The organism is Arthrobacter methylotrophus, from assembly GCF_039539965.1.
In the GTDB taxonomy this organism is placed as follows: Bacteria; Actinomycetota; Actinomycetes; order Actinomycetales; family Micrococcaceae; genus Arthrobacter; species Arthrobacter methylotrophus.
In genome coordinates this window covers 276,087-301,297 of sequence record NZ_BAABED010000001.1, presented here as the reverse complement: position 1 = coordinate 301,297, position 25,211 = coordinate 276,087, and the positions used below count along the sequence as shown (strand labels likewise).

At 62.9% G+C, this 25,211-nt stretch carries 19 protein-coding genes and 1 tRNA gene; 10 read left to right on the top strand and 10 right to left on the bottom strand.

The genetic code is table 11. The features are described 5' to 3' along the window. Nucleotides 1–44: 44 nt before the first annotated feature. The 3 genes from ABD884_RS01510 to sp36 are packed head-to-tail and all read right to left on the bottom strand — an operon-like array spanning nucleotide 45 to nucleotide 1,668. A complete protein-coding gene (locus tag ABD884_RS01510; RefSeq protein ID WP_345034656.1) occupies nucleotides 45–956 on the bottom strand; it encodes an NUDIX hydrolase in 912 nt (303 codons plus the stop codon). A gap of 17 nt (nucleotides 957–973) precedes the next feature. Beyond that, entirely contained in the window at nucleotides 974–1,510 is a 537-nt protein-coding gene (locus tag ABD884_RS01505) for a RidA family protein (protein ID WP_345034654.1), read from the bottom strand. Between the two features lie 2 nt (nucleotides 1,511–1,512). Continuing rightward, nucleotides 1,513–1,668 (bottom strand): Sp36 family protein, encoded by a 156-nt coding sequence (gene sp36, locus ABD884_RS01500; protein WP_009359196.1) that lies wholly within the window; start codon nucleotides 1,666–1,668, stop codon nucleotides 1,513–1,515. On the opposite strand from sp36, the gene ABD884_RS01495 reads away from it, so the two are divergent. From ABD884_RS01495 to ABD884_RS01475, 5 genes are all read left to right on the top strand, one after another. Further along, nucleotides 1,667–4,006, top strand: a complete 2,340-nt coding sequence (locus ABD884_RS01495) for a transglycosylase domain-containing protein (protein ID WP_345034646.1) — start codon at nucleotides 1,667–1,669, stop codon at nucleotides 4,004–4,006. The genes sp36 and ABD884_RS01495 overlap by 2 nt on opposite strands. Further along, a complete protein-coding gene (locus ABD884_RS01490; RefSeq protein ID WP_345034637.1) occupies nucleotides 3,999–4,961 on the top strand; it encodes a metallophosphoesterase in 963 nt (320 codons plus the stop codon). The genes ABD884_RS01495 and ABD884_RS01490 overlap by 8 nt, the downstream gene beginning before the upstream one ends. Nucleotides 4,962–5,340: 379 nt before the next feature. Beyond that, on the top strand, nucleotides 5,341–7,170 hold the full coding sequence (locus tag ABD884_RS01485; RefSeq protein ID WP_345034633.1) for an ABC transporter ATP-binding protein: 1,830 nt from the start codon (nucleotides 5,341–5,343) through the stop codon (nucleotides 7,168–7,170). After that, complete coding sequence (locus tag ABD884_RS01480) at nucleotides 7,167–8,984, top strand: ABC transporter ATP-binding protein (protein WP_345034627.1); 1,818 nt, start codon at nucleotides 7,167–7,169, stop codon at nucleotides 8,982–8,984. Before ABD884_RS01485 ends, ABD884_RS01480 begins: the two co-directional genes overlap by 4 nt. Before the next feature lie 85 nt (nucleotides 8,985–9,069). After that, nucleotides 9,070–9,146, top strand: a tRNA-Pro gene (locus ABD884_RS01475). A 292-nt stretch (nucleotides 9,147–9,438) separates the two neighbouring features. Here ABD884_RS01475 and ABD884_RS01470 read toward each other — a convergent pair. Then, nucleotides 9,439–9,699 carry a hypothetical protein gene (locus ABD884_RS01470; RefSeq protein WP_345034623.1) on the bottom strand — a complete coding sequence of 87 codons (261 nt, stop codon included), beginning with the start codon at nucleotides 9,697–9,699 and terminating at the stop codon, nucleotides 9,439–9,441. Between the two features lie 138 nt (nucleotides 9,700–9,837). Here ABD884_RS01470 and ABD884_RS01465 point away from each other — a divergent pair, with 138 nt between their 5' ends. Then, nucleotides 9,838–11,124 carry a helix-turn-helix domain-containing protein gene (locus tag ABD884_RS01465; RefSeq protein WP_345034621.1) on the top strand — a complete coding sequence of 429 codons (1,287 nt, stop codon included), beginning with the start codon at nucleotides 9,838–9,840 and terminating at the stop codon, nucleotides 11,122–11,124. Between the two features lie 86 nt (nucleotides 11,125–11,210). Here ABD884_RS01465 and ABD884_RS01460 read toward each other — a convergent pair whose 3' ends face one another. Further along, the gene (locus ABD884_RS01460; RefSeq protein WP_345034616.1) at nucleotides 11,211–12,146 is read right to left on the bottom strand and encodes a phosphoribosylaminoimidazolesuccinocarboxamide synthase; all 936 of its coding nucleotides are present in this window, start codon (nucleotides 12,144–12,146) and stop codon (nucleotides 11,211–11,213) included. A 3-nt stretch (nucleotides 12,147–12,149) separates the two neighbouring features. Continuing rightward, nucleotides 12,150–13,460 (bottom strand): phosphoribosylamine--glycine ligase, encoded by a 1,311-nt coding sequence (purD, locus tag ABD884_RS01455; RefSeq protein WP_345054366.1) that lies wholly within the window; start codon nucleotides 13,458–13,460, stop codon nucleotides 12,150–12,152. A 435-nt stretch (nucleotides 13,461–13,895) separates the two neighbouring features. Between purD and ABD884_RS01450 the strand changes: the two genes are divergently transcribed. From ABD884_RS01450 to ABD884_RS01440, 3 genes are read left to right on the top strand one after another with little or no spacing between them, the layout of a single operon-like run. Next, entirely contained in the window at nucleotides 13,896–15,473 is a 1,578-nt protein-coding gene (locus ABD884_RS01450) for a molybdopterin-dependent oxidoreductase (RefSeq protein ID WP_345054361.1), read from the top strand. Between the two features lie 36 nt (nucleotides 15,474–15,509). Next, nucleotides 15,510–16,526 (top strand): asparaginase, encoded by a 1,017-nt coding sequence (locus ABD884_RS01445; protein ID WP_345034610.1) that lies wholly within the window; start codon nucleotides 15,510–15,512, stop codon nucleotides 16,524–16,526. Nucleotides 16,527–16,541: 15 nt separating this feature from the next. After that, nucleotides 16,542–16,928 carry a sterol carrier family protein gene (locus ABD884_RS01440; protein WP_345034606.1) on the top strand — a complete coding sequence of 129 codons (387 nt, stop codon included), beginning with the start codon at nucleotides 16,542–16,544 and terminating at the stop codon, nucleotides 16,926–16,928. A 61-nt stretch (nucleotides 16,929–16,989) separates the two neighbouring features. Here ABD884_RS01440 and ABD884_RS01435 read toward each other — a convergent pair whose 3' ends face one another. The 4 genes from ABD884_RS01435 to ABD884_RS01420 form a co-directional block, all read right to left on the bottom strand. Then, the gene (locus tag ABD884_RS01435) at nucleotides 16,990–18,483 is read right to left on the bottom strand and encodes a cation:dicarboxylate symporter family transporter (RefSeq protein ID WP_345034600.1); all 1,494 of its coding nucleotides are present in this window, start codon (nucleotides 18,481–18,483) and stop codon (nucleotides 16,990–16,992) included. A gap of 362 nt (nucleotides 18,484–18,845) precedes the next feature. Then, nucleotides 18,846–19,610 carry an SDR family oxidoreductase gene (locus tag ABD884_RS01430; RefSeq protein ID WP_345034593.1) on the bottom strand — a complete coding sequence of 255 codons (765 nt, stop codon included), beginning with the start codon at nucleotides 19,608–19,610 and terminating at the stop codon, nucleotides 18,846–18,848. A gap of 21 nt (nucleotides 19,611–19,631) precedes the next feature. After that, a complete protein-coding gene (locus tag ABD884_RS01425) occupies nucleotides 19,632–20,390 on the bottom strand; it encodes an aspartate/glutamate racemase family protein (RefSeq protein WP_345034584.1) in 759 nt (252 codons plus the stop codon). Between the two features lie 122 nt (nucleotides 20,391–20,512). After that, nucleotides 20,513–22,081: an NCS1 family nucleobase:cation symporter-1 gene (locus ABD884_RS01420; protein WP_345034574.1), complete on the bottom strand. Its 1,569-nt coding sequence runs from the start codon at nucleotides 22,079–22,081 to the stop codon at nucleotides 20,513–20,515. 342 nt (nucleotides 22,082–22,423) lie between these two features. Here ABD884_RS01420 and aceE point away from each other — a divergent pair, with 342 nt between their 5' ends. Further along, nucleotides 22,424–25,204, top strand: coding sequence for a pyruvate dehydrogenase (acetyl-transferring), homodimeric type (gene aceE / locus ABD884_RS01415; protein WP_345034569.1), 2,781 nt, complete (start codon nucleotides 22,424–22,426; stop codon nucleotides 25,202–25,204). Nucleotides 25,205–25,211 lie beyond the last annotated feature (7 nt).

Below are 25,211 nucleotides of genomic sequence, written 5' to 3'. Positions count from 1 at the left end.
GTGTCGCCAGGCATTTTTTCTATCATCAGTGGATTTGAGTGTAGTTAGCGTTCCCGCTGCGGCTCTCCTGAAACCGTCCGGGCGGCTTCAACTTCGAGCATGAGCGTGCCGTCCTCGTCGACGAGCCGCGGCTTGTACATGTGCGGCTTTCGTTTGTAGCTGAGGTAAGCAATACAGCCTTGGGCAGCGGCCATCTTCTCGAGAATGATCTCCGAGCCCGGCACCAGCAATTGGCCTAGCGACAGTCCAACTGTGTTTTCTTGGCCGATCTCGTCGCCGAGAGCGGTTGTCCCGCGCTCGGCCATGAGCTTGGAAACGCACACCCAACGGCCCCAGACACCCTTGCTCGCCAGCAGGGAGGGCTGCTGGTTAACCGGAAGGGTAGCCGCGAAGTAGCGGGTGTTGAAGCGCCGGTGTGCAAAGTCCGGGCTGAGCCAGTTGACGAGCGGCTTGAGCAGGTCCGTCCGCAGCGATAAGCCACGCTTGGCCAGGACATCGGTGAACGACTTGTCCTGGGCGGCTACGGCCTCGCGGGCTTTCATCCACTCCGGGGTGGACGTTGCCTCCACTGTAGAGGACAGGTCAGGGCCGGCCAGCAACACACCGGTTTCCTCGAACAGTTCGCGGATCGCGCCCACCACATGGCGGCGGGCAAGTCCGACGTCGGCGGTCCCTAGCGCCTCAGCCCAATGCTGAGGCGAGGGGCCAAGCCAGCCGAGGGCGTCGTCGTCGGTGGGTTGCAGCGATCCGCCGGGAAACGCAACGACCCCCAACGGCGAGGAACCGGGACGGTAACCCATCCACGTTTCCAGGCCGGTAGGCGAATCGCGGAGCAAAACAACAGATGATGCAAGACGCGCGGCGCGGGGAGTCCGTTCGCCGAGCTCAAGCCAGTTCCGTGCCGCCCCTTCGAGTTCGGGGGGTAAAGCAAACAGGCGTCGGGCTAGCTGTGGCAATTGAATGAACCGGTTCCTTAGCTGAATTCAGCGATCAGCTCGACCTCAACGGGAGAGTCGAGCGGAAGGACTGCAACTCCGACGGCGGAACGCGCGTGCTGCCCTTTGTCGCCGAAGACACGCCCAAGAAGCTCGGACGCGCCATTGATCACGCCGGGCTGGCCGGTGAAGGAGGTATCCGAGGCCACGAAGCCCACGACCTTGACGATGCGTGTGATGCGGTCGAGGTCGCCAATGACGCTCTTGACGGCTGCCAACGCGTTGACAGCGCAGACGGCCGCATACATCTGGGCGTCTTCCGGAGATACTGTCGGCTCGTCGGACAGGCCCTCTTCGCCGCTGGAAACCTTGCCCGTAGCTTCTAGTTTGCCGTTAATAAAGGGCAGCTGGCCCGAGGTGTATACGTGGTTGCCTGAGACGACGGCCGGAACGTACGCGGCCACCGGAGCGGCAACGGCCGGCAGGGTCAAACCGAGTTCGGCAAGGCGCTGCTCGACGGCGGATGCCGGAGCTGCGGAATCCGCGCCAACAGTGGCTTCTGCGGGGGTTGTCATGGTTACTGCTTCTCCCTCTTCAAGTATGCAACAAGTCCGTTTCCATCGGGTCCGGGGACAACTTGGACAAGCTCCCAGCCGTCCTCTCCCCACTGGTCCAGAATCTGCTTTGTGGCGTGAATGATGAGCGGAATCGTCGCGTACTCCCATTTGGTCATGAAAGAAAGACTAGCCCTTGCCGGTAAAGTGGAGAACATGGTGACTCGTAGGAACCCTCTATTCGACACTGCCACCACTCTTGGAAAGATCCTCGGATTCCTCGGTGTGAGCGCTATTTGTGGCGTCCTGGTGGCGGGCTTGCTCGTCCCGGCGGCCGCCGTTTCGGGCAGTGCGGCGAGTGGATCCATCCAGTTCTTCGACACGCTTCCGGCGGAGCTTCAGGTGAACCCGCCCAGCCAGGCGACTACTATCCTGGCCGCGGACGGCAGCCAGATAGCCTCCATCTACTCCGAGAACCGCACGCGGGTCACGCTCGACCAGATGAGCCCGTTCATCAAGGACGCGGTGGTCGCAGTCGAGGATAGCCGCTTTTATGAGCACGGCGGCATCGACGCCACGGGCATCATGCGTGCCATCGTCAGCACCGCGCGCGGCCAGAAACAGGGTGCTTCCACCATCACCCAGCAGTACGTCAACAACGTCATCAATGAGTCTCTCGTGTCCCAGGACAAAGCCGCTGACGTGAAGCTCAACGGCGTCAACAAGGGCGTCGGAGACAAGCTCCGGGAAATGAAGCTGGCCATCGCCTTGGAGAAAAAGTTCTCCAAGCAGCAGATCCTTGAGGGCTACCTCAACATCGTCTTCTTCAACAAGGATGCCTACGGCATCGAGGCCGCCTCGAAGCTCTTCTTCAGCGTCAGCGCCAAGGATCTCACCTTGCCGCAGGCCGCCTTGCTGGCGGGCGTCGTCAACAGCCCCTCGTACTACGACCCCATTGCGAACCCGGACCACGCCAAGCAGCGCCGCGACCTGGTGCTCGGCCTCATGCTGGACCAGGGCAAGATCAAGAAGGCGGATTACGACGCCGCCATCGCGACGCCGGTCACCACCAAGGTCACGAAGCCCCGCCAAGGTTGTGCGTACGCGGCTACGGCACCGTATTTCTGTGACTACGTTTTGCATTTGCTCTACAACAACCCTGCCTATGGCGCCACCCAGGACGAGCGCGTCAACCGCATCTCCCGCGGCGGCCTCACCATTCAGACCACGCTTGATGCGAAGGCCCAAAGCGTTGCCCAAGCCCAGGTCGATGCCACCACCGGCGACAACCCGGACAAGTGGGGGTCCACTATCGTCTCGGTTCAACCGGGCAATGGAAAGATCGTTTCCATGGCCCAGAACACGGTGTGGCTACCCGCGGCGGGGAAGTTCGATCAAACACAGAACTTCAACGTGGATGTGGTCGACGCACAGGGCAACGACCTTAACGGTTTGGGTGGGTTCCAGCCCGGCTCCACCATGAAGCCCTTCACGTTTGCCGAATGGCTCAATGAAGGCAAGTCGATGAACACCACCATCAACGCCGCCGTCCGGACCTACAGACCAGGCTTCCCTTGGCGGAACACGTGTCCTACCCCCACTAACGGCTTCTATGACGGTTCGGTGCCCGGGAGCTTTGACCTCCAGAACTCGGAAGCGGGCTACTACCACCCCATGACGGTCCTGTATGGCCTGATGAACTCCATCAACACGGCAACATTTGCCTCGGCAGCTCAACTCGACCTCTGCGGCATTCAGAAGATCGTCGACGCCGTCGGCATTCACGGCGGAACCCCCGCCCGCGACCAGTCCGGGGCGATCACGGATCCCAATCCGAAGGTTTCCATGACGACACTGGGTAACCTGCTCGGTTCGACCCAGACCGCCCCTTTGACCATGGCGAGTGCCATGGCCACATTCTCCAACAACGGCAAGTACTGCGAGCCGATCGCCATTACTTCCGTGACGGACCAGACGGGTGCCAAGCTGCCTGCCCAGTCCCCCAATTGCCGTGACGCCGTGACGCCGGAAGTTGCCCACGGTGTCGTCTACGCGATGCAAGAGGTTCTCAACCAGGGTTCCGGTTCCCTCATCCGTCCTCGGATCTCCACGAAGACCACTTTCCCCATCGCCGCAAAGACCGGAACCAATGACAGCAACGGCTCCACGTGGGTTGTTGGCTACACTTCGGGCCTTGCAACTGCAAGCTGGTTCGGCGATCCCTTGGGCGGCCAAACCCGTTTTGGTCGTAATATCACCGTCAACGGCAAGTTCTATCCGGGCATCGACGGCTACATGATCGCCGGGCCGCAGTTCTCCAACTACATGTCCCAGATTGCCCCTGCTTACGGCACGAACCCGTTCCCGGCCCCGCCGTCGAACCTGCTCGATCTGCCGGGCTATCGGACGTCAACTCCGAACAACAACAATTCCCAGAACACGCAGCCGAACACCCAGCCCAGCAGCAACGGTAACGGGAACGGCAATGGAAATGGCAACGGAAACAAAAATGGCTAACGGCTCCAAGCCCACCATTGAATCGCTCGCAGGCCGCGTCCGAAGCATCGGACGCGGCTTTGCCGTCGCTGCGGGTGCGGGCGCAACCGCCGGCGTCGCGGGCTTCGCGTACGGCCTCTGGGAAAAGAACCAGTTCGTGCTCCGCGAAGAAACCGTCCCCATCCTGCCCGAAGGCTCGGCTCCCCTCCGGGTGCTGCACTTGAGCGACATCCATTTCGTCCCTAGCCAACGAAAGAAAGCGGAGTGGCTGCGTTCGCTTGCGGCGCTCCAACCCGACCTTGTGGTGAACACGGGTGACAATCTCAGCCACCCCCATGCTGTGGTTCCTCTGCTTGATGCGCTGCGGCCTCTGTTGAAGTTCCCGGGCGTCTTCGTCCCGGGCTCCAATGACTACTACGCCCCGCGGTTCAAGAACCCCGCCGCCTATCTCCGCGGCCCATCGCGGGTCAAGAACAATCCCCATGAGCTCGATTGGCCGCGCCTCCGTTCAGGTTTCGGGATGTCCGGCTGGATTGACCTCACCAACAGGCACCAGTCCCTGCCCATCAACGGGATCCGCTTCGACTTCTCCGGGGTGGATGACCCGCATCTGAATCGGGAGCGTTACGTTGGCTGGCCCCGCGGCACCGCCGGACAGGACTCCCGTCCTCATCTACGCGTAGCGGTGATCCATGCCCCCTACCAACGGGTCTTGGACCATTTCACGAACGACTCCGCGGACCTGATCCTGGCCGGACATACCCACGGCGGCCAGATCTGCATCCCCGGCTACGGCGCTCTGGTGGCCAATTGCGACCTGCCCACCTGGCGCGCCAAGGGACTGCACGATTGGGAAAACAACGGACGCACGACGCCGGTCAACGTCTCCGGCGGCATCGGCACCTCACGCTTCGCCCCAGTCCGGATCGCGTGTAAGCCTGAAGCGGTTCTGCTGACGCTGACGGCGCGTCAGTAGCCCGCACCACCACTGAGCATGCCCATCCTGTCAAACCAAGGATGGACATAACAAACCCACCCCGCTGAGCATGCCCCTCGTCCAACACCAAGGATGGACATAACAGCAATATGTCCATCCTTAGCTGCCAGGGTTGAGCATGTCCATCAGGGGAAGAGGGCCGCGGCGAACCACGTCCAGCAGGAAACGAGGTCCCCATCACTTCTGGTACCTCACCCACGACTCCCCTTCCCCCAGCGCCAATACCTCGCATCACGTAGCGCAATGGTGCTGTCAATCCCGTGACGCGATGGCATAGGGTAGTTGCTACAGGAAACTACCTCCGAGTGTCGTGCCGGGAAGGCGCAGAGCACCGGAGCACAGCTGTTGAGAAGCGGGCATGGCCAAACAGACTTCATTTTTCACCTCCATCAAACGTCTCTATCCGCATGTGAAACCGATCCTCCCCCGGCTTTTCATGGGGCTGCTCAGCGCATTGCTGGCCAGCATCATGGCGCTTGCCATCCCGCAAGTGCTGCGGGTCCTGATCAACGGCTCCCTCCACCCGGGCGGCCCCAGCAACGCTGTCTGGATTGCCGCCGCGGTGGTTCTGGCACTCGGTATCGCAGAAGCCGGGCTAGTGGCTCTGCGGCGCCAGTTCGTCATCAATCCCGCAACCACCGTGGAATCCAGGATGCGGGTGTCCCTCTACGGCCACCTGCAGGACCTCACAGTTTCCTTCCACGACCGTTGGGGCTCAGGGCAATTGCTGTCGCGCGCGATGACCGACTTGAACTTCCTGCGGCGTTGGATGGCGTTCGGCGCGATCATGCTGGTGGTGACCACGCTGACCGTGGTGATTGGCGTCGTCGTGATGTTCGCGATGAGCTGGCAACTGGCTTTGATCTTCCTGGCCGCCGCTGTGCCCATCATGGTCTATTCGTTCCGCTTCCGCCGCCGCTTCAGCTTGGTCACCCGCCTCAGCCAGGACCAGGCCGGCGACCTCGCCACCACTGTTGAGGAGTCCGTTCACGGCATCCGCGTGCTGAAGGCGTTCGGTCGCAGTCGCGAGGCACTGGAGAACTTCAACGAGCAGGCCGAAGAGCTGAGGCAGACCGAGATCGCCAAGGCCAAGCACCAAGCCACCTTCACGCTCGTGGTGACCCTCCTGCCCGAGCTGGCACTCGGCGTCGGGCTCGTAGCGGGCGTCCTGCTTGTCTCCGCAGGCGAACTCAGCATTGGTTCCCTGGTTGCGTTCTTTGGCACCGCGGCGGTGGTGGCCGCACCGGTGGAATTCTCGGGGACGCTCCTTGCCATGGCTTTGACCGCCAAGACGGCCCTCGACCGCCACTTCGAGGTCATGGACACGCCCAACACGATCACCAGCCCGGCGAACCCCAGAACACCCAAGAAACTGCGTGGGGCCTTGAGCTTCAAAGGCGCCGCTTTCGGTTTCGACGACGGCGCCCGGCTCCTGCACGACATCACCTTGGACATCCGGCCGGGCGAAACCATGGCCCTCGTGGGCATTACCGGCAGCGGAAAGAGCGCCCTCCTCCAGCTGGTCCCCCGGCTCTATGACGTGAGCGAAGGATCCGTGAGCATCGACGGCGTTGATATTCGGGATTTCAGCGTAGAGCAGCTGCGGACGGTGGTCGCCGTCGCCTTCGAGGACACCACTCTGTTCTCGAGCTCGGTCCGGGACAACGTGCTGCTTGGCGCGCCCGATACTTCCGAGGAGGCACTCGAAGAAGCGCTCGACGTCGCGCAGGCGCACTTCGCGTATTCGCTGCCCGACGGCGTCGAGACCCTTATCGGAGAAGAAGGTCTCAGCCTTTCCGGAGGCCAGCGGCAGCGGATCGCCCTCGCCCGCGCCATCGCAGCCAAGCCCAAGGTCCTCGTGCTGGATGATCCGCTCTCGGCCCTGGACGTGAACACAGAAGAACTCGTCGAGGCCCGTCTCCGCGAGGTCCTCCGGGACACCACCACGCTGATCGTGGCGCACCGGCCCTCGACTGTTGCCCTGGCCGACAGGGTGGCGCTGCTCGAAAAAGGAAGCATCACCGCCGTCGGGACCCATACGGAGCTCTTGGCCAACAACGCGCACTACCGCTACGTGATCGCGAGCCTCGATGCGGGTCCGAAGGATCTCGACCTCGAACTCGACGAACTCGAGCACGAGCTCGATGCGGAACAGCACATGAACCAAGCCGGGGAAGGCCGCCGATGAGCACGTTCGGAACCGCCAATGAAGACAACGCCCACCTGAGCCGTAGCGACAGCAAAGCAGTACGACGGCGGTCGGTTGCCTTGCTGGGATCGCTCATCCGCCCGGTACGGTTGCGGTTCTGGCTCACGCTGGGGATGGTGGTGCTCTCGCAGGCCACTCGGGTGGCCGGGCCGGCGATCATTGCTTTCGGCATCGACCACGCCCTGCCATCGCTGCTCGCAGGAAACAACGTGCCGCTGGTCCTGGCCGGCGCCCTGTATCTGGCGGCAGCCATCGCAACGGCGGTGTTGACGGCCCTCTACGTCACCTCGACGGCGAGGCTGAGCCAATCGATGCTGCTTGACCTGCGGCTAAGGGTCTTCCGACACACCCAGCGGCTCAGCCTGGAGTTCCACGAGAAGTACACTTCAGGCCGGATCATCGCCCGCCAGACCTCGGACCTCGAAGCGTTGCGCGAACTCCTCGATTCCGGCGTCAGTTCCTTGGCCTCGGGGATCCTGTTCATGCTCTTCACGGCATGTACCGTCTTTGCCCTCGACTGGCGCAGCGGACTCATCATGCTCGCCACGGGCGTACCCGCATACTTTCTGGCCCGCTGGTACCAGAAGCATTCACAGATCGCTTTCCGCGAGTCCCGTGTGGTTTCCGCCCGACTGATTGTGCACTTCGTGGAGACCATGACCGGTATCCGGGCCATCAAGGCATTCCGGAAGGAACCGGAGAACGCCAGACGCTACGCCGAACTGTCCGAGGACTACCGCAAAGTCACGGTTCGCTCCATCAACTTGAACGGCATCTTCCAACCGGGCCTGGTCCTGGTCGGCAATGTGTGCGTGGCCGTGGTCCTGCTGTTCGGCGGCTTCCGGGTGCTCTCCGGAGACCTGGCAGTAGGCGTGCTCTTGGCGCTGATCCTTTCCACCAAACGCTTCTTCCAGCCTGTGGACCAGATGGCCATGTTCTACAACTCCTTCCAGAGCGCCCAAGCCGCGCTGGAGAAGGTGTCCGGCCTGCTCGAAGAAGTTCCCACCGTCCGGCCTCCCAAGAACCCGGTCCCCCTGCCTCATGCCCGCGGCGAAATCGACTTCCGCGGCGTGGAGTTCGGCTACGGCAACGGCAAGGTAGTGGTCCCCGAGCTGAATCTGCACATTCCCGCCGGGCAGACCATAGCGCTCGTCGGACAGACCGGCGCTGGCAAATCGACCTTCGCCAAGCTGATCGCCCGCTTCTACGACGTCACCGCAGGGTCTTTGACCCTCGACGGGGTCGACCTCCGGGAGCTCTCGACGGCGGACCTGCGCCGCGCCGTCGTCATGGTCACCCAGGAAGCCTTCCTCTTTAGCGGCTCGGTGGCGGACAACATCGCCCTGGGACGGCCCGAAGCTACCCGCGCGGAGATTGAAGAAGCTGCCCGGGCGGTAGGGGCACATGACTTCATCTCCGGGTTGCCTGACGGCTACGACACGGACGTTAACAAGCGGGGCGGGCGCGTCTCCGCCGGACAACGGCAGTTGATCGGCTTCGCCCGGGCATTCATTGCCGCCCCGGCAGTGCTCATCCTGGACGAAGCCACATCATCCCTTGACATTCCTTCCGAGCGGCTGGTTCAGGCTGGGCTCAGCAAGCTGTTGTCTGGCACGGATTCCGAGCGCACGGCCATCATTATCGCCCACCGGCTCTCGACGGTAGAGACAGCTGACCGGGTGCTCGTGGTACACGAGGGACGCATCGTGGAAGACGGCTCGCCTGCCGAGCTCATCGGCGGCGGAGGGCGCTTCGCCCGTTTGCACGGTGCCTGGAAGGACTCGCTGGTCTGAGCGTGGTGTTCCGTTGGGGGGTTCCGTTCGATTTCGCATCCGGGGAGGGATCGGCTATTCTTGAACAGTTGCTTTCGCAGCGGATCGGGATGTAGCGCAGCTTGGTAGCGCGCTTCGTTCGGGACGAAGAGGTCGCAGGTTCAAATCCTGTCATCCCGACCAATTGTTAGAAGGGCTTCCACTCGGAAGGCCTTCTAACTTTATTTAACGAGTTTTTTGGCCAGCCCAGAAATCTCAAAGAACATTCCCGCGACCGGTTTTCCCACCCGCCCGAGGTTTAGAGACAAGTGTTGTTAACAACCCCCTGCAATGGTTCGGGCTATACCACGGGCCGGTGGATCAGAGCGCAAAAGAAATCCCCGGAGTGTCGATTTCGGACGCCTCGGGGATTCTTCACTTCATTTGAATAATTAGGTGGCTACCCGGGTCCCCGGACGCCACTCTCGGGTCTCACTTACACTGGGTCTGGCCAATTGCCGATCGCCTGCGCGACGCTCATGGGGTCAGGCCAGTTGCCAATTGCCTGCGAAACAAGCATGGGATCCGGCCAGTTGCCGATCGCCTGCGTGAGCCTCATCGGATCGGGCCAGTTACCAATGCTGAGCACCGTGTTGACGGTGTCTGCCACAGGGGCTGCGGAAACCACGGCTGGCGCCGCGGCGGAGAATGCAAGAGCGCCGGCCAAGGCCACTGCTGCAGCAATCTTCTTCAACATAATTTTTCCTCAATGCGAGTCGGATTCGTTACGGAAATTACGCGGTCCCTGTTGACATTCATTGTAAAATGTTTTCCACAGCGACTGTCAAGGCTTAGGCGAAAAGACAGTGCAAAGACAAGCCTCTAGGAGGAACCTGTGGGGAACGGATTCGGAGAAAAGCTCCGTGCCGAACGGCTCGAACGCGGGCTGACCCAGGCTGAATTAGGTAGGGATCTTTACTCACCCAGCTACATTTCGCTTCTTGAAACCGGACGCCGGGAGCCTACAGCCGAGGTCATTGAAGAACTCGCGCGGCGCCTGGAGCTCGCGCCGAAAGCCCTGGAAGCCTGGAGCCAGCCGGTATCCGTCAGTGACGCCGAGTACGTGCTTGCCGGGCTATATGCACGGCAAGCCTGGGACCTGAGGGACTACCCGCTTGCCGCAAGCCACGCAGCGGCTGCCGCGCAAATCGCGCTTGAGGCAAGAAACACCAGCGCCTGGTGGAACATGACCTACATGCAAGCCGAGTGCCTCATGAAACAGGGGCAGCTGAAGGAATGCCAACAGATCATCCAGCATCTACTGGAACATCCCATGGCCACGGAGTCTGCAGGTCTGGGGGTCCGCGCCCGGCAGATGCTTGCCGCTGTCTGCCACGGACAAGGTCAGCTGGCCACCGCCGTCGAGCACGCCATGGAAGCCGTGAGGCTTTCCGCGCAACTGCCGAAGGGCTCAACGTTGATCATCGGCGCGCACCGTGCGTTGATCGGAGCCCTGGCCGAGAGCGGCAGGTTGGACGAAGCCTGGGGGTATTGCCAGGCCATGAATAGCCAGATGGACGACCACTCGATGTCGCAGCTCGCGGGCGAGGTTGCCTGGGTGGTCGGAAACGTAGCTTTCATGCGGCACGACTATGTGGAAGGCATCAAGCACCACGAGCGAGCCGCCAAGCTGCTCTCCCCCGCCAATGACATAGACCTATGGGCGCGCTTCAACAAAGCATCGGCGGCTGTTCGGCTCTCCTCCGGCATTGTGGAACCAGAAACACTCTCCGCCATCGAACGGGCTGAACTCGCCCTATCTATTGTGGGCGGAAACAAGACGGACCAGTTGGAAGTCGCGTTCATCCGAGCCCGCTGGCTCTACCTGACCGGCGACATCCCTGCCGCGATCACCAAGTTGCGCGAAATCCACGCAGACCGCGATGTCCTGGCCCGGCATACCGCGGGCGAAGTCACTTTCCTTCTCGGCAAGGCACTCAAGGCGGCCGGTGAAAACACGGAAGCCTTGGTCCATCTCGAAGAAGCGCAGCGTGATTTCACTGCTGCAGGCGCGGCAGACCGGGTTCAGCAGGCCTTGGACTCGGTGCTGGAAATCCGGCTGGCGGAACGTCGGGCGGCCGCAAGCCATGGTGGAAGCGCTCATTCGTCCCGCGCAAGTTGAGCAACGCGGCTTAGAGCTGCCTGAGCGAACCCAACTGACTCGCAGTTGTTGTCGTTTAGCATCGACTAAACGACAACAACTGCGAGTTAGGCGAAGGTCCTGCCGGTCAGCTTTTCGTACGCTTCCACGTAGCGGGCGCGCGTCTTCTCGACGACGTCGGCCGGCAGCGCGGGCGGTGGGACGTCACTCGCGCGGTCCCAGCCAGACTCCGCCGAGGTCAGCCAGTCACGCACGAACTGCTTGTCGTACGACGGCTGTGCCTTGCCCGGCTCGTAGGTGGAAGCGTCCCAGAACCGGGAGGAGTCCGGCGTCAGGACCTCATCGCCCAAGGTGATGACACCAGTGGTGACGTCGATGCCGAACTCCACCTTGGTGTCGGCCAGGATGATGCCACGACCGCGGGCGATCTCTTCAGCGCGGGTATAGATCTTTAACGTGAGCTCGCTCAAGCGTGCGGCGATATCGTCGCCGACCATCGCTACGACGTCGTCATAAGTGATGTTCTCGTCGTGTTCGCCGACTTCAGCCTTGGCAGAAGGGGTGAAGATGGCGTGCTTAAGGCGCGAGCCGTCAACCAGGCCCTCCGGTAGGGGGATGTCGCAGACGGTCCCCGAGTGGCGGTACTCCACCAGGCCCGAACCCGTCAGGTATCCGCGTGCGATGCACTCCACGGGGAACATCTCCAGTCGCTTGCAGATCATCGCGCGTCCCTCGACTTCCGCGGGCACTCCCTCGGCCGCCGTGGACGCCAGAACGTGGTGCTCCACGCCAAGCTGCTCGAACCACCACAAGCTCAGCTGCGTGAGGACACGGCCCTTGTCCGGGATCTCGCTGGTCAAGACGTGGTCGTAGGCACTGATACGGTCGCTGGCCACCACCAAGATGCGGTCCTGGCCTGATTCGGCCCCGCCGAGATCATCTGCCGGAACGTAGAGGTCCCGGACTTTGCCGGAGTAGACGTGCTTCCACCCCGGGAGGTCGGGGGTCTCAGTCTGTAGTCCGTTGGCGTTGTTGTCCGGCATGGTTCAGGCCTTTACATTCGGAATGGAGCCGGTGGCAGGAGAGACCACGTGGATTTCGCCGCGAGCCGCCTTGCCGGCGATATCGGTACGGAACTGTCCGCCGTCGAGCTGGACCAGCTCCACGCCGTCGTAAGCCCGCTCCCGGGCCTCCACTAGGTCAGTGCCCAGCGCCACAACGGCCAGCACCCGCCCGCCGGCGGAAACAACCCAGCCCTCTTCGTCCCGTTTGGTGCCTGCGTGGATGACATGGACGCCTTCGAGCGCGTCCACTTTATTAAGACCGCGAATACGATCCCCCGTGCGGGGCGTGTCCGGATAGTTTTCGGCGGCAACGACGACGGCGACTGCCGACTCCCTGGACCAGCGCAGCTCTTCGGCCCGGTCCAGTTCGCCCTTGGCGGCTGCCAGCAGCAGGGCGCCGAGCGGAGTCTTGAGCCGGGCAAGGACCGCCTGGGTTTCGGGATCGCCGAAACGGACGTTGAACTCGATGACGCGGGTGCCGCGCGATGTCAGCGCAAGGCCGCAGTAGAGGACCCCGACAAACGGCGTGCCTCGGCTTGCCATCTCGTCTACGGTGGGCTGTGCCACGCGGTCGATGACTTCCTGGACAAGGCCTGCAGGCGCCCAGTCGAGAGGAGTATAGGCACCCATGCCGCCGGTGTTGGGCCCCTCATCATTGTCGAAAATTCGTTTGAAGTCCTGTGCCGGGGACAACGGCACCGTGGTCCGGCCGTCGCACAGCACGAACAGGGAGACCTCAGGTCCGTCCAGGAACTCCTCGATCACCACGGTTCCACCAGCGTCGAAACAGCTCTGGGCGTGGGCGAGCGCTTCCTCGCGGTCATTGGTGACCACGACGCCCTTGCCAGCTGCCAAACCGTCATCCTTGACCACATGCGGAGCGCCGAAGGTGTCCAGCGCGTCGGCGGCCTCTGCGGCGTTTGTTGCCACGCGGGCCATAGCGGTAGGAACACCTGCCTCTGCCATGACTTCCTTGGCGAACGCTTTGGAGGCTTCGAGCTGGGCAGCGGCCTTGCTGGGGCCAAAGACCGGAATGCCTGCGTCGCGGACAGCGTCTGAAACGCCTGCCGCGAGCGGGGCTTCGGGGCCAACGACAACCAGGTCAACGGCAAGTTTCGTCGCAAGCGCGGCGACGGCGGCGGGATCGTTGCCGTCGATCGCGTACGTGGGGACCAGCTTGGCGATACCCGCATTTCCCGGGGCCGCGTGGACCTCGGAAACATTGGGATCTTTGAGCAATGAGCGGACAATGGCGTGTTCGCGGCCCCCGGGGCCAATGACGAGTACCTTCACAGTCCTCAAGGGTACTTTGTGCGGGCGCCGGACTCCTAAGCTGTTTCCCCCGCTGGACATGCTCACCCTTGGCCACAAGCGATGGACATTCCAGCAACATGCCCATTCCTGACCACCAACGCAGCACATGTCCACCCCTGCCCCGCGCTCCACGAAGGGACATGCCCACCCTTGGCCACAAGCAATGGACATTCCAGCAACATGCCCATTCCTGACCACCAACGCAGCACATGTCCACCCCTGCCCCGCGCTCCACGAAGGGACATGCCCACCCTTGGCCACAAGCAATGGACATTCCAGCAACATGCCCATTCCTGACCACCAACGCAGCGCATGTCCAAATCCCAGCACCAGCACAGCGCATGTCCACAAACCAGCACCAAAGCAGCGCATGTCAACACCCATCCCGGAATGCTCCCGCTACGAACAACCTGCATGAAGAAGCTCAGGAACTCGCTCAGGGGACCCACCGCGTTGGCTGCCTTGGCCGGGGTGGTCGCTGCCGGCGTCGTACTTGCCGTTGCGGAACTGATCGGCGCCTTCTTCACGGCCCGGGCTACTCCCGTGATTGCGCTGGGGTCCACGTTCATCGACTTCACACCGCCGTGGATGAAGGACTTCGCCGTGACCACGTTCGGCACCAATGACAAGGCCGCCCTGTTTGTCGGCATGGGCCTGACTATTTTCGTGTTGGCCTGCGTTCTAGGCGTCGTGGCCTTCCGCAATTGGGGGTTGGGTGTGGTGGGCGTTCTGGCTATGGGAGCGGTGATCGTGGCAGCCGTGGTGACCCGAGCCAGTGTGAAACCGGTGGATGCCATACCGAGCGTGATCGGCACGCTGGCCGGACTCTTTGTCCTCCGTCTCCTGGTGACCCGATTGTGGCGGCTGCATGCCTTCCCCGACGCCCCCGCCGACACCGCGGCCAAAGGCATCGAACGCCCCACTACCACGCGCCGAACTTTCTTCGCCGCTACTGGCATCACGGCTGTGGCCGCGGCCATCGCAGCTGGCGGAGGGCGGTTCCTGAGCGCCGCCCGCAGCAATGTGGCCCAGGCCCGGGATTCGCTGAAGCTCCCGACTCCGGCCCGGGCGGCGGCTCCCGTCCCGGCGGATGTCCAGTCCCCGACGCCGGGAGTCACCCCGTGGCTCACCCCATCGAAGGACTTCTACCGGATCGACACTGCGCTCAGCGTTCCTGAGATCAGCGCCCAGGACTGGGAGCTGCGGGTCCACGGGCTGGTGGAGCAGGAGGTCCGGTTGACGTTCCAGGACCTGCTCGACGCCGAATTGATCGAGACATACGTGTCGCTCGCCTGTGTGTCCAATCCCGTGGGCGGGAACCTGGCCGGGAACGCCAAATGGCTGGGCATGCCCATCCGCGAGCTACTCAAACGGGCCCGCCCCCAAGCCGGAGCGGACATGGTCCTCTCCACCTCGGTCGATGGCTTCAGCGCTTCCACTCCGCTGGAAGTGCTCCAGGACGGCAGGGACGCCATCCTCGCAATCGGCATGAACGGCGAGCCGTTGCCGCTGGAACACGGCTACCCCGTTCGCATGGTGGTTCCCGGGCTCTATGGCTTCGTCTCCGCGACCAAGTGGGTGGTGGACCTGGAAGTCACCCGATTCGCAGACAACAAAGGCTATTGGACCAACCGCGGATGGTCAGAGCGCGGTCCCATCAAGACCATGGCCCGCCTCGAAGTGCCAAAGTCCTTCGCCAAGGTGCCCGCTGGCAAGGTCGCATTGGGTGGCACCGCCTGGGCCCAGACGCGCGGCATCACCAAGGTCGAAGTCCAGATAGACAACGGCGTATGGACCGAAGCCACCCTTGCGGCCGAGGCATCCGTGGTCACGTGGCGGCAGTGGTCCTACACTTGGGACGCCACACCTGGGCCTCACTACATCAAGGTCCGGGCCACCGACGGAACGGGCGAACTGCAGACCGAAACGCGTGCGGACCCTGTACCGGACGGCGCCTCCGGGTGGCAGTCCGTTATGGTGACCGTGGAGTAACTCGGGAAGACAGTTCCTGCACCCTAGACTTGCCTCATGCCCTTGAGCTCGCATGAAACCTTCAGTGTTGATTCCGCCGTCGAACTGGCAGTGATTGAACGCAGCGGCTTCATCGAATCACGCCACATCGGTTCCGCCGTCGTCCTTTCGGGTGACGGCTCCGTAGTGACACAGCTCGGCGACATCACCACCCCCATCTACGCCCGCTCCGCGCTCAAGCCTTTCCAGGCCCTCGCGTCGATGCAGGCGGGCGTGCCACTGCGCGGCGCCCAGGTGGCTTTGGCCTGCGCCAGCCATGTGGGCTCGCTGGACCACATGGACGTGGTGGAAGGCATGCTCAAAGCCGCCGGTGTCCGGGAAGAACAGCTGCAATGCCCTTCGGCGTGGCCGCAGGACGAAGTCGCCCGCAATTGGCTGATCCGTTCCGAGCACGGTAAGTCCAAGCTGGCCTTCAATTGTTCAGGCAAGCACGCAGCGTTCCTCTGGGCCTGCACCGAGAACGGCTGGGACACACACAGTTACCTCGAACCCAACCACCCCTTGCAGCAGCGTGTGCGGTCCGTGATCGAGGAATACAGCGGCGAGAAGATTGCACACTTGGGCATCGATGGCTGCGGGGCGCCGGTGGCCGCACTTTCCCTCACCGGCTTGGCTCGGGCGTATTCGCGCCTCGCACAGGCCCCACAGGATCAGAGCTCCAATGCCCGTGCAGCAACCATCGCCACGTCCATGTTGGACTACCCGTGGGCAGTACAGGGCCGAGGCGAGGCGAACACGATCGTCATGGACGAACTCGACGTGCTTGCCAAAGGCGGGGCGGAAGGAGTCCTGGTGATGTCGACGCCCACTGGTGCCTCCGTTGCAGTGAAAATCCTCGATGGGAACCCCCGCGCAGCCACCCTTGTTGGGCTGACGCTTCTCGCTGTTGCTGGCGCCGTGGATATTCCCGGTGTCTCGAGCGTGCTCGAAAAGGTCGTGGAGCCCGTCCTCGGCGGTGGCCACTCGGTCGGCCGGATCCGTCTGGGCCACGCGGTCTCGGCGCTGCTGGACTGATTGGAGGCCCGGAAGATGGCAATCGCACGACGCCGGATCGACCTTGCGGAGGGTCGAGCGGCACTGGCGGCATGGCAGGCCGCCGTCGGGCAAGAAACAGCACCCGGGACACCGCCGTCGCGCACGGTGCTGGCGACTGCGGTCCGCTACTCGCTGGAGGAACTCACCGCCCGTGCCCCCGGGAACTCGGTTGAGGTCCGGGTGCCCCCGTTCGGAGTCACCCAGTGCGTGGAGGGCCCCCGGCATACGCGCGGTACCCCACCTAATGTCATTGAATGCGACGCCGCCACCTGGCTCGAATTGGTGACCGGACGCTTGGCGTGGTCCGCCGCCGTCGACGCCGGCCGGGTAGCCGCTTCGGGTCTGCGCGCGGATTTGTCGGAGCTGCTCCCGCTTCCGTGAGCCTTTTCGCGGTTGAGCGCCCTGCGACGGTCTCGTGGGGCGCTCAACTGGAGCCTGGGGCCTAGTCTGGACTGACGGTAGGGCTCTGGTGCTGGCCCGGTTTGATCATTTCGAATTGCGGGATCTCATCCGAGCTGGGGCCGCCCCGGAACTTCGGCGAAGGCTCGCGTCCTTCGCTGAGGCGCTCGATTTCCTGTTCCTCAAAAACGGCCTCGGCTCCGAGCATGATGGCGGAATCCTCGTTGGTGATTTCGCCGCGGAAGGCGCGGACCATGACGTCGCGGTCGAACTGCCCCTCCCATTTCGCCACCACAAATGTGGCTACGCAGTTACCCATGAGGTTCACGACGACGCGCATGGAGTCCATGAGGCGGTCGGCGCCCAGGAGCAGGGCGACGCCGGCAACCGGGAAGATGCCGAGGGCCGCTGCCGTGGCGGAAAGCGCCAGGAACGACGATCCCGGTACGCCTGCCATGCCCTTGGACGTCAGCAGCAGGACACCCAGGGCTGCCAGCTGCTGGCCGAGATCGAGGTGGTGGCCGAAGGCTTGGGCCAGAAACAGCAGGGAGATCGAAAGGTAGATCGCGGCGCCGTCGAGGTTGAACGAGTAGCCCGTGGGGACCACCAAGCCGGTGGTGGCCCGCGAGCAGCCTGCGTTGGTCAGCTTGGTCATGATGCGCGGGAGCACGGACTCCGTGGACGCCGTGCCGAGTGCCAGGAGGAACTCTTCCCGGGTGTATTTCAAGAATTGCCACAGCGGCACCCTCGCGAAGCTCCAGGCGACGAGGAACAGCAAGGCGATGAACACGATGGCCGCTCCATAACAGGAGGCGATCAGCAGCGCGTACGTGCCAAGCGTGTCGAGTCCGTACTGGCCGATGATGTACGCCATGGCACCGAAAGCGCCGAGGGGGGCCACCTTCATGATCCAGGACATGATCTTGAAGATCAGTTCCAGGACGGTTTCCATGAGGCTGATGACGGGGAGGCAGCGCTCGCGTCCGATAACGACGATTGCCGCGCCGAAGAAGACCGAGAAAAAGAGGACCTGGAGCAGGCTATTGTTCGCGAAAGCCCCAATGACGCTGGTGGGGATCACGTCCAGGATGAAGGACGCGGCATCCTTGGGCGGCGCCGCATTGCCGGTCTGGGCCTTCAGCGCATCCTGCGACAGGGTACTCGGATCAATGTGCAGTCCGGCACCGGGCTGAACGAGGTTTCCCACGATCAGACCGAAGACCAGGGCAAAAAGCGTGGCGCCGGTGAAGTACAGGAGGGCTTTGACTCCGACCCTTCCGACCGCCTTGACGTCGCCCACTGCCGAGATTCCAGTGACGATCACGAGAAAGATCAGCGGAGCGATGATCATCTTGATGAGTTGAATGAAACCATCGCCCAGTGGCCGGAGGGTGGACCCGATGTTCGGCCAGAAATGGCCGATGAGCACACCTGCGACGACGGCGATCAGAATTTGGAAGAAGAGCGACTTGTACAGTGGCTTCTTCTTCCGCGGAGCCGAACTCGCCTTCAGCGCCGCAGAGTCTGGAAACTTCATTGATCTGAACCAATCAGTTTGGAAAACCCCCCGATTTCGGGGATGAATTCAATGTAATCCCGCTCACACCGTTCCACAAGAGGGAATCTAATTTTCATATTATGGAATTAATCGGTCTGACGCTCCTCCCTGGAGACGCGAAATACCCCCACAGTTAGGACTGAGGGGGTATCCGGGGGGAAACGCGAAGAGATGCGTCACACCGAGCAGGTTATTGGCAGGCGGACGCGGCCGCGCCCGCGTATTTCCAGCCCACAGCCATCCCGAAGGCGCTAAAAACCTGCCTCGCGTGACGCTGGGCTTCAAGACGCCGGGCTTCATGACGCCGGGCTTCATGACGCCGCGCTTCAAGCCCCAGCGAGCTAACCGCGGCCCACGAACGGCATCCCGGCGGCGGTCACCACTACGGATCCAACGTTGGCCGACGCCGGCATGTTTGCCATCATCAGCACCGCGCGGGCCGCGTCCTCCACAGGGAACATCGGCTCCACGCGCCTGCTGCCGTCGGCCTGGAGCGCCCCCGAACCCACGCCGATGGTGTCCATGATTTCGGTGCGGGTGTTGCCGATATCGATCTGCCCGCAGCTGATGCCATATGGACGCCCGTCCAGCTCAATGCTCTTGGTCAGGCCGCTCATGGCGTGTTTGCTCACGGTATACGCCACGGACAATGGCCGCGGAGAATGTGCCGCGATGGAGCCGTTGTTGATGATGCGGCCACCTTGCGGTTCCTGCGACTTCATGATCCGGACTGCCTCGGCCGCGCACAGCATGGAGCCGGTGACATTCACGGCCAACGTGGTATTCCATTCGTCCACGCTGATCTCGTCCACTGCCCCGGAAGGGCCGAAGATGCCCGCGTTGTTGAACAGGACGTCGACCCTCCCCCAGCGTTGGCGGGTGGCGGCGAAAAGGCGCGCGACGTCGTCGGGCACTGTTACGTCGCATGGCACCACGAGCGCCTCGGTGTGGCCTTCGGCCGTCTCGAGAAGCTGCGCTTCCCGCCGTCCGGCGAGGGCAACCCTGTAGCCTTCGGCCAATAAAAGCCGGGCGACTGCCCGCCCGATCCCGGAGCCGGCTCCGGTGACGACGGCGACGCGGGGCCGGGTGGGGATGGTTTCGCTCACGCGGTTCTCCTGTTTGTTGAGCTAGTGCGCGGCGGGAGCATCCGCCGTCGTCGTGGTTGTGACGGTCAGTGGCCAGCCTATGACGGTCTTGGGGCGCGGCGTGGCATACGTTCGGACCTTGGACGTGGACAGCCCCAGACGGACGAGCGACTCGGCGATAGTCACCGAGGCGGCCACTCCATCCACCACCGGCACTCCGCAGCGTTGGCGGATCTGCTCGTCAAGGCCCGCCATGCCGCCGCAGCCGAGGACGATGACCTCTGCCTTGTCGTCACGCACGGCGCGTTCGGCCTGTTCCACAATGGCTTCGACTGCGCGGTCCGGGTATTCCTCGAGTTCCAGGACGGCCATGCCGCTCGCACGGACGGATGCGCAGCGGGCATCCAGCCCGGCGAGCTTGAGACGGTCCTCGATGAGCGGAACCGCCCGGTCCAGCGTGGTGACGACGGAGTATTTGTGGCCGAGGAACATCGCGGTGCTGGCCGCCGCCTCGGTGATGTCGACCACTGGAACGTCGAGGAGCTCCTGGAGTCCTTCGCGGCCGTGCTCTCCGTAGCCGGCCTGGATGACGGCGTCGAACGGTTCGGGGTAGTTGACCACGCGGTCCATCACGGCGATGGCAGCGAGGTAGCTTTCAAAGTTCCCCTCGCATGAATCAGCGCCGAATCGCGGCGTGAGGCCGATGATCTCGGTCCCGGGAGCCGCGATGGTCCGCGCCTGGCCTGCGATGGAGTCGGTCATGGATTGGGTGGTGTTGACGTTTGCGACGAGGATGCGCATGGCTTGCTCCTGGATTGCGGGCCTGGATTGGTGGCCCGGGGTGGCCCGGGGTGGCCCAACTGACTCGCAGTTATTGTCGTTCTGAGGGCTCAAAACGACGTTAACTGCGAGTCAGTTGGGTGCTAGTGGTTGCTGACGACGGCGATCGGCTCGCCGGACACGTCGCTGTGCCTCTGGTTCTTGTCTGCGAGCAGGTAGTAGCACAACGCCCCGATGCCGGCGCCGAAGAACCAAGCGAACGGCGCTGCGGCCTCCAGCGCGGGAAGGAAAGCGATAAGGACTGCGACGACGGCGGCCGGAACCATGGCGGCGATCGCCCGGGGGTTGACGCCCCGCTTGTAGAAGTAGGTCCCGGAGGGATGGTCCGTGTAGAGGTCGAGGATGTTGACCTTGCCCCGACGCAGGAGCCAGTAATCGGCCATGACGACGCCGAACAGCGGGCCGAGCAGCGCGCCGAGTCCGCCCAGAAAGTACACGATGACCAGCGGGTTGTTGTAGAGGTTCCACGGCAGGATGATCAGGCCGATAGTTCCACTGACCCAAGCTGCCTTGCGGAAGTTGAGGTGCTTGGGGAGGAGGTTGGTCAGGGCGTAGACGGGCGCCACGAAATTGGCCATGAGGTTCACCGCGATCGTCAGGATCAACAAGGCAAGACAGGCCAGGACCAGGAAGAGCGTATTGGGGATGCTCTGCACAATGTCCGAGGGGCTTTCGATGATCTTGCCGTTGATCTTGTACTGCCCGCCGGCCATGATCACGACGATTGCGCCGAACAGGAGCATGTTGATGGGAATGCCCCAGAAGTTGCCGCGGACAATCGACTTCCTGGATACCGAAGAACGGGTGAAGTCGCAGAAGTTCAGGACGAAAGTTCCGTAAATGGAGACCCAGAGAGCGCCGCCGGCAAAGATCGTGCGCCACATCTCGCCGCCCTCGAGGCCTTTGATGCCGGACCATTGGATGGCGCCCCCGGCCTCCGCGAACACCCAGATGGCAATGGCCAGCATCGTGGCAAGGATGATGGGCCCGGCAAAGGCTTCATACTTGCGGATCATTTCCATACCGAAGCTGACAATGACCAATTGGACAATCCAGAGCGACACGAAGGCGATCCAACCGAGGGTGGACAATCCCAGGATCGAGTTGGCATCCATGTTCTTCAGTCCGGGGAACATGGCGACGAGCATGACACGGAGTACTACGGAGGCGAGATAGGTCTGAATTCCGAACCATGCGATGGCTACGGCGCCGCGGACCAGACTGGCCAGCTGCGCGCCGCGGATACCGAAGCTGATCCGGCTCATCACGGGGAAGGGGACTCCGGTTTTCTGGCCCATGAATCCGGAGAAGGTCAGGAGTGTGAACAGCAAAACCGCACCGATGCCGAGGGCAACGAGGATTTGCCATCCACCCAGGCCAAGGGAGAAGAGGCCGATGGCGAACGCATAGTTGCCAAGGCTGTGGACGTCATTGGCCCAGAGGGTGAAGATGCTGTAGCTGGTCCAGCGCCTCCCCTCCTTCTTCGTGGGCGCGAGGTCGAGGTTGTAGAGGCTGGAGCTGATGGTCCGGCCTGCTGCGACGGAGGCTACCTCGCAAAGTGTTTCATTTCCTACTGAGGGATGGACGGAGCTGCCTGGCAGCGCGGTCTGCTCCGGGGCCGTGGTGACGCCGACTGGGGGAGTCGCTTGCATCGTGGATCTCCACTTCTTTGTGGTGCTGCAACTAGGCTTCCGAGACACTGCGAGAGGGAATAAGGCTTTTCGTATCGTGGAATCTAGTTATTGAATAGTGGAATAACTGTATGAGCTACGTCACCATTGGTCAAGGGCTGCGCGCCCGACGGCGGTCACAAACGGCAGCCTGACGCCGAAAGGCCTTGCGGGCACTCGTCTCCGTAACGACAGATTGACGCTGAGCGGGCTCGTGGCTAATCTCAAAATACAGAATTTTATTCTCACATTACGAAATTTCCATGTCGTTTCAGCGAGCACTACAGTGCAAGCGCCCAGACATTCAATGAAGAGAGGTTGGACGTGGCTGCAGGAGAAGAGACCTCACACATCCTTAGCGGGTTGACTTCCCAGCTGCCTGATCGTGATCCGGAAGAGACTGCCGAGTGGGTTGAGTCTTTGGATGCGTTGATCAGGGAGCAGGGCACGGAGCGGGCGCAGTTCATCATGCGTAGCCTGCTTCAGCGGGCGGGTTCGCAGTCGGTCGGGGTACCGATGGTCACGACGACTGATTACGTGAACACGATCCCGGCGGACCAGGAAGCGCCGTTCCCGGGCAACGAGGAATTCGAGCGACGGTACCGGGCATACATGCGCTGGAACGCGGCCGTGATGGTGCACCGGGCGCAGCGGGCCGATATCGGGGTCGGCGGGCATATCTCGACCTATGCCGGTGCCGCGACCTTGTACGAGGTCGGTTTCAATCATTTCTTCCGCGGCAAGGACCACCCCGGCGGCGGAGACCAGGTCTTCTTCCAGGGACACGCGTCCCCGGGCATGTACGCCCGGGCGTTCATGGAAGGCCGGCTCACGGAAGAGGACCTGAACGGGTTCCGGCAGGAAAAGTCCAAACAAGGCCACGCCCTTTCCTCTTACCCGCACCCGCGCCTGATGCCCGCGTTCTGGGAATTCCCCACCGTGTCCATGGGCATCGGCCCGATGAACGCGATCTACCAGGCCCAGTCCAACCGCTACCTGCACGACCGCGGCCTGAAAGACACCAGTGACCAGCAGGTCTGGGCGTTCCTGGGCGACGGGGAAATGGACGAGCCCGAGTCCCGCGGCCTGCTCCAGCTCGCCGCGAACGAGAACCTGGACAACCTGAACTTCGTGATCAACTGCAACCTCCAGCGCCTGGACGGACCGGTCCGGGGCAACGGGAAGATCATGCAGGAACTGGAAGCATTCTTCCGCGGCGCGGGCTGGAACGTGATCAAGGTCGTCTGGGGCCGGGAATGGGATGCCCTCCTGGCCAAAGACACCGACGGGTCCCTGGTGAAGATCATGAACGAAACCGTCGACGGGGACTACCAGACCTACAAGGCCGAGTCCGGCGGGTTCGTCCGCGAACACTTCTTCGGGAAAACCCCGGCCACCAAGGACATGGTCGCGGACCTGGACGACGAACAGATCTGGAACCTCAAACGCGGCGGCCACGACTACCGCAAGGTCTACGCCGCGTACAAGGCCGCAACCGAGTTCAAGGGCAAACCCACCGTGATCCTGGCCAAGACCGTCAAGGGCTACGGACTCGGACCCCACTTCGAAGGCCGCAACGCGACCCACCAGATGAAGAAACTCACCATGGAAGACCTCAAAGCCTTCCGGGACCACCTGCGCATCCCCATCACCGACGAACAACTCGACACCGACCTCTACCGGCCCCCGTACTACCACCCCGGCCCCGACGCCCCGGAAATCCGGTACATGATGGAACGCCGCGCGGCCCTGGGCGGGCCCGTGCCCGAACGCCGCCACACCCACACCCCGGTCACCCTGCCCGAGGCCACATCCTACGACGTCGCCAAACGCGGCTCCGGCAAACAACAAGCCGCCACCACCATGGCCTTCGTGAGGCTCCTGAAAGACCTCATGCGGGACAAGAACTTCGGGAAACGCTTCGTCCCGGTCGTCCCGGACGAATCACGCACCTTCGGCATGGACGCGTTCTTCCCCACCGCGAAAATCTACAACCCCAAGGGCCAGAACTACCTCTCCGTGGACCGGGACCTCGTCCTGGCCTACAAGGAATCCCCCATGGGACAACTCATCCACCCCGGCATCAACGAAGCCGGCGCCGTCGCCGCGTTCACCGCCGCCGGCACCGCCTACGCCACCCACGGCGAACCCCTCGTCCCGATCTACGTGTTCTACTCCATGTTCGGCTTCCAACGCACCGGCGACGCCTTCTGGGCCGCCGCGGACCAAATGACCCGCGGCTTCATCATCGGCGCCACCGCAGGACGGACCACCCTCACCGGCGAAGGACTCCAACACGCCGACGGCCACTCCCCCATCCTGGCCTCCACCAACCCCGCCGTCCGCACCTACGACCCCGCCTACGGCTACGAAATCGGCCACATCATCCGCCACGGACTCGAAACCATGTACGGACCCGCCGCAAGCGGCGAAGGAACCGAAGCCGCATCCGATAGAAACGTAATGTACTACCTCACCGTGTACAACGAGCCCATCAGCCAACCCGCGGAACCGGAAAACCTCGACACCGAAGGCCTCCTCAAAGGCATCTACCTCCTCTCCCCCGCGGAACCAGCAGACCAACACACCAACCGGCCCCCCGCACACATCCTGGCCTCGGGCGTCTCGGTCCCCTGGGCCATCGAAGCCCAACACATCCTCGCCACCGACTGGGCAGTCTCAGCCGACGTCTGGTCCGTGACCTCCTGGAACGAACTCCGACGCGACGGACTCGCCGCCGAAGAACACGCCTTCCTGAACCCCGGCGACGAACCCCGCACCCCCTTCGTAGCCCAGCAACTCGCCAACGCCACCGGACCCGTCATCGCCGTCACCGACTACATGAAAGCCGTCCCCGACCAAATCCGCCAATTCATCCCCAACGAATTCGCCTCCCTCGGCGCCGACGGCTTCGGCTTCTCCGACACCCGCCAAGCCGCCCGCCGCTACTTCAAAAACGACACCCACTCCATCGTCACCAAAACCCTCCAACTCCTCGCGGCCAGGGGCGAGGTCGACCCGAGTGCGCCGTCGTACGCCATTGACCGGTACAAGTTGCTGGACGTCACCGCCGGCATGACCGGTGGTGCAGGCGGCGAGTCCTAAGTGTCGA

Excerpts from the sequence above, each read along its gene's own strand:
- ABD884_RS01505 (WP_345034654.1), bottom strand. The coding sequence starts at position 1,510 with ATGACAACCCCCGCAGAAGCCACTGTTGGCGCGGATTCCGCAGCTCCG.
- ABD884_RS01495 (WP_345034646.1), top strand. The coding sequence starts at position 1,667 with ATGAAAGAAAGACTAGCCCTTGCCGGTAAAGTGGAGAACATGGTGACT.
- sp36 (WP_009359196.1), bottom strand. The coding sequence starts at position 1,668 with ATGACCAAATGGGAGTACGCGACGATTCCGCTCATCATTCACGCCACA.
- ABD884_RS01490 (WP_345034637.1), top strand. The coding sequence starts at position 3,999 with ATGGCTAACGGCTCCAAGCCCACCATTGAATCGCTCGCAGGCCGCGTC.
- ABD884_RS01485 (WP_345034633.1), top strand. The coding sequence starts at position 5,341 with ATGGCCAAACAGACTTCATTTTTCACCTCCATCAAACGTCTCTATCCG.
- ABD884_RS01480 (WP_345034627.1), top strand. The coding sequence starts at position 7,167 with ATGAGCACGTTCGGAACCGCCAATGAAGACAACGCCCACCTGAGCCGT.
- ABD884_RS01470 (WP_345034623.1), bottom strand. The coding sequence starts at position 9,699 with ATGTTGAAGAAGATTGCTGCAGCAGTGGCCTTGGCCGGCGCTCTTGCA.
- ABD884_RS01460 (WP_345034616.1), bottom strand. The coding sequence starts at position 12,146 with ATGCCGGACAACAACGCCAACGGACTACAGACTGAGACCCCCGACCTC.
- ABD884_RS01450 (WP_345054361.1), top strand. The coding sequence starts at position 13,896 with ATGAAGAAGCTCAGGAACTCGCTCAGGGGACCCACCGCGTTGGCTGCC.
- ABD884_RS01445 (WP_345034610.1), top strand. The coding sequence starts at position 15,510 with ATGCCCTTGAGCTCGCATGAAACCTTCAGTGTTGATTCCGCCGTCGAA.
- ABD884_RS01440 (WP_345034606.1), top strand. The coding sequence starts at position 16,542 with ATGGCAATCGCACGACGCCGGATCGACCTTGCGGAGGGTCGAGCGGCA.
- ABD884_RS01435 (WP_345034600.1), bottom strand. The coding sequence starts at position 18,483 with ATGAAGTTTCCAGACTCTGCGGCGCTGAAGGCGAGTTCGGCTCCGCGG.
- ABD884_RS01425 (WP_345034584.1), bottom strand. The coding sequence starts at position 20,390 with ATGCGCATCCTCGTCGCAAACGTCAACACCACCCAATCCATGACCGAC.
- ABD884_RS01420 (WP_345034574.1), bottom strand. The coding sequence starts at position 22,081 with ATGCAAGCGACTCCCCCAGTCGGCGTCACCACGGCCCCGGAGCAGACC.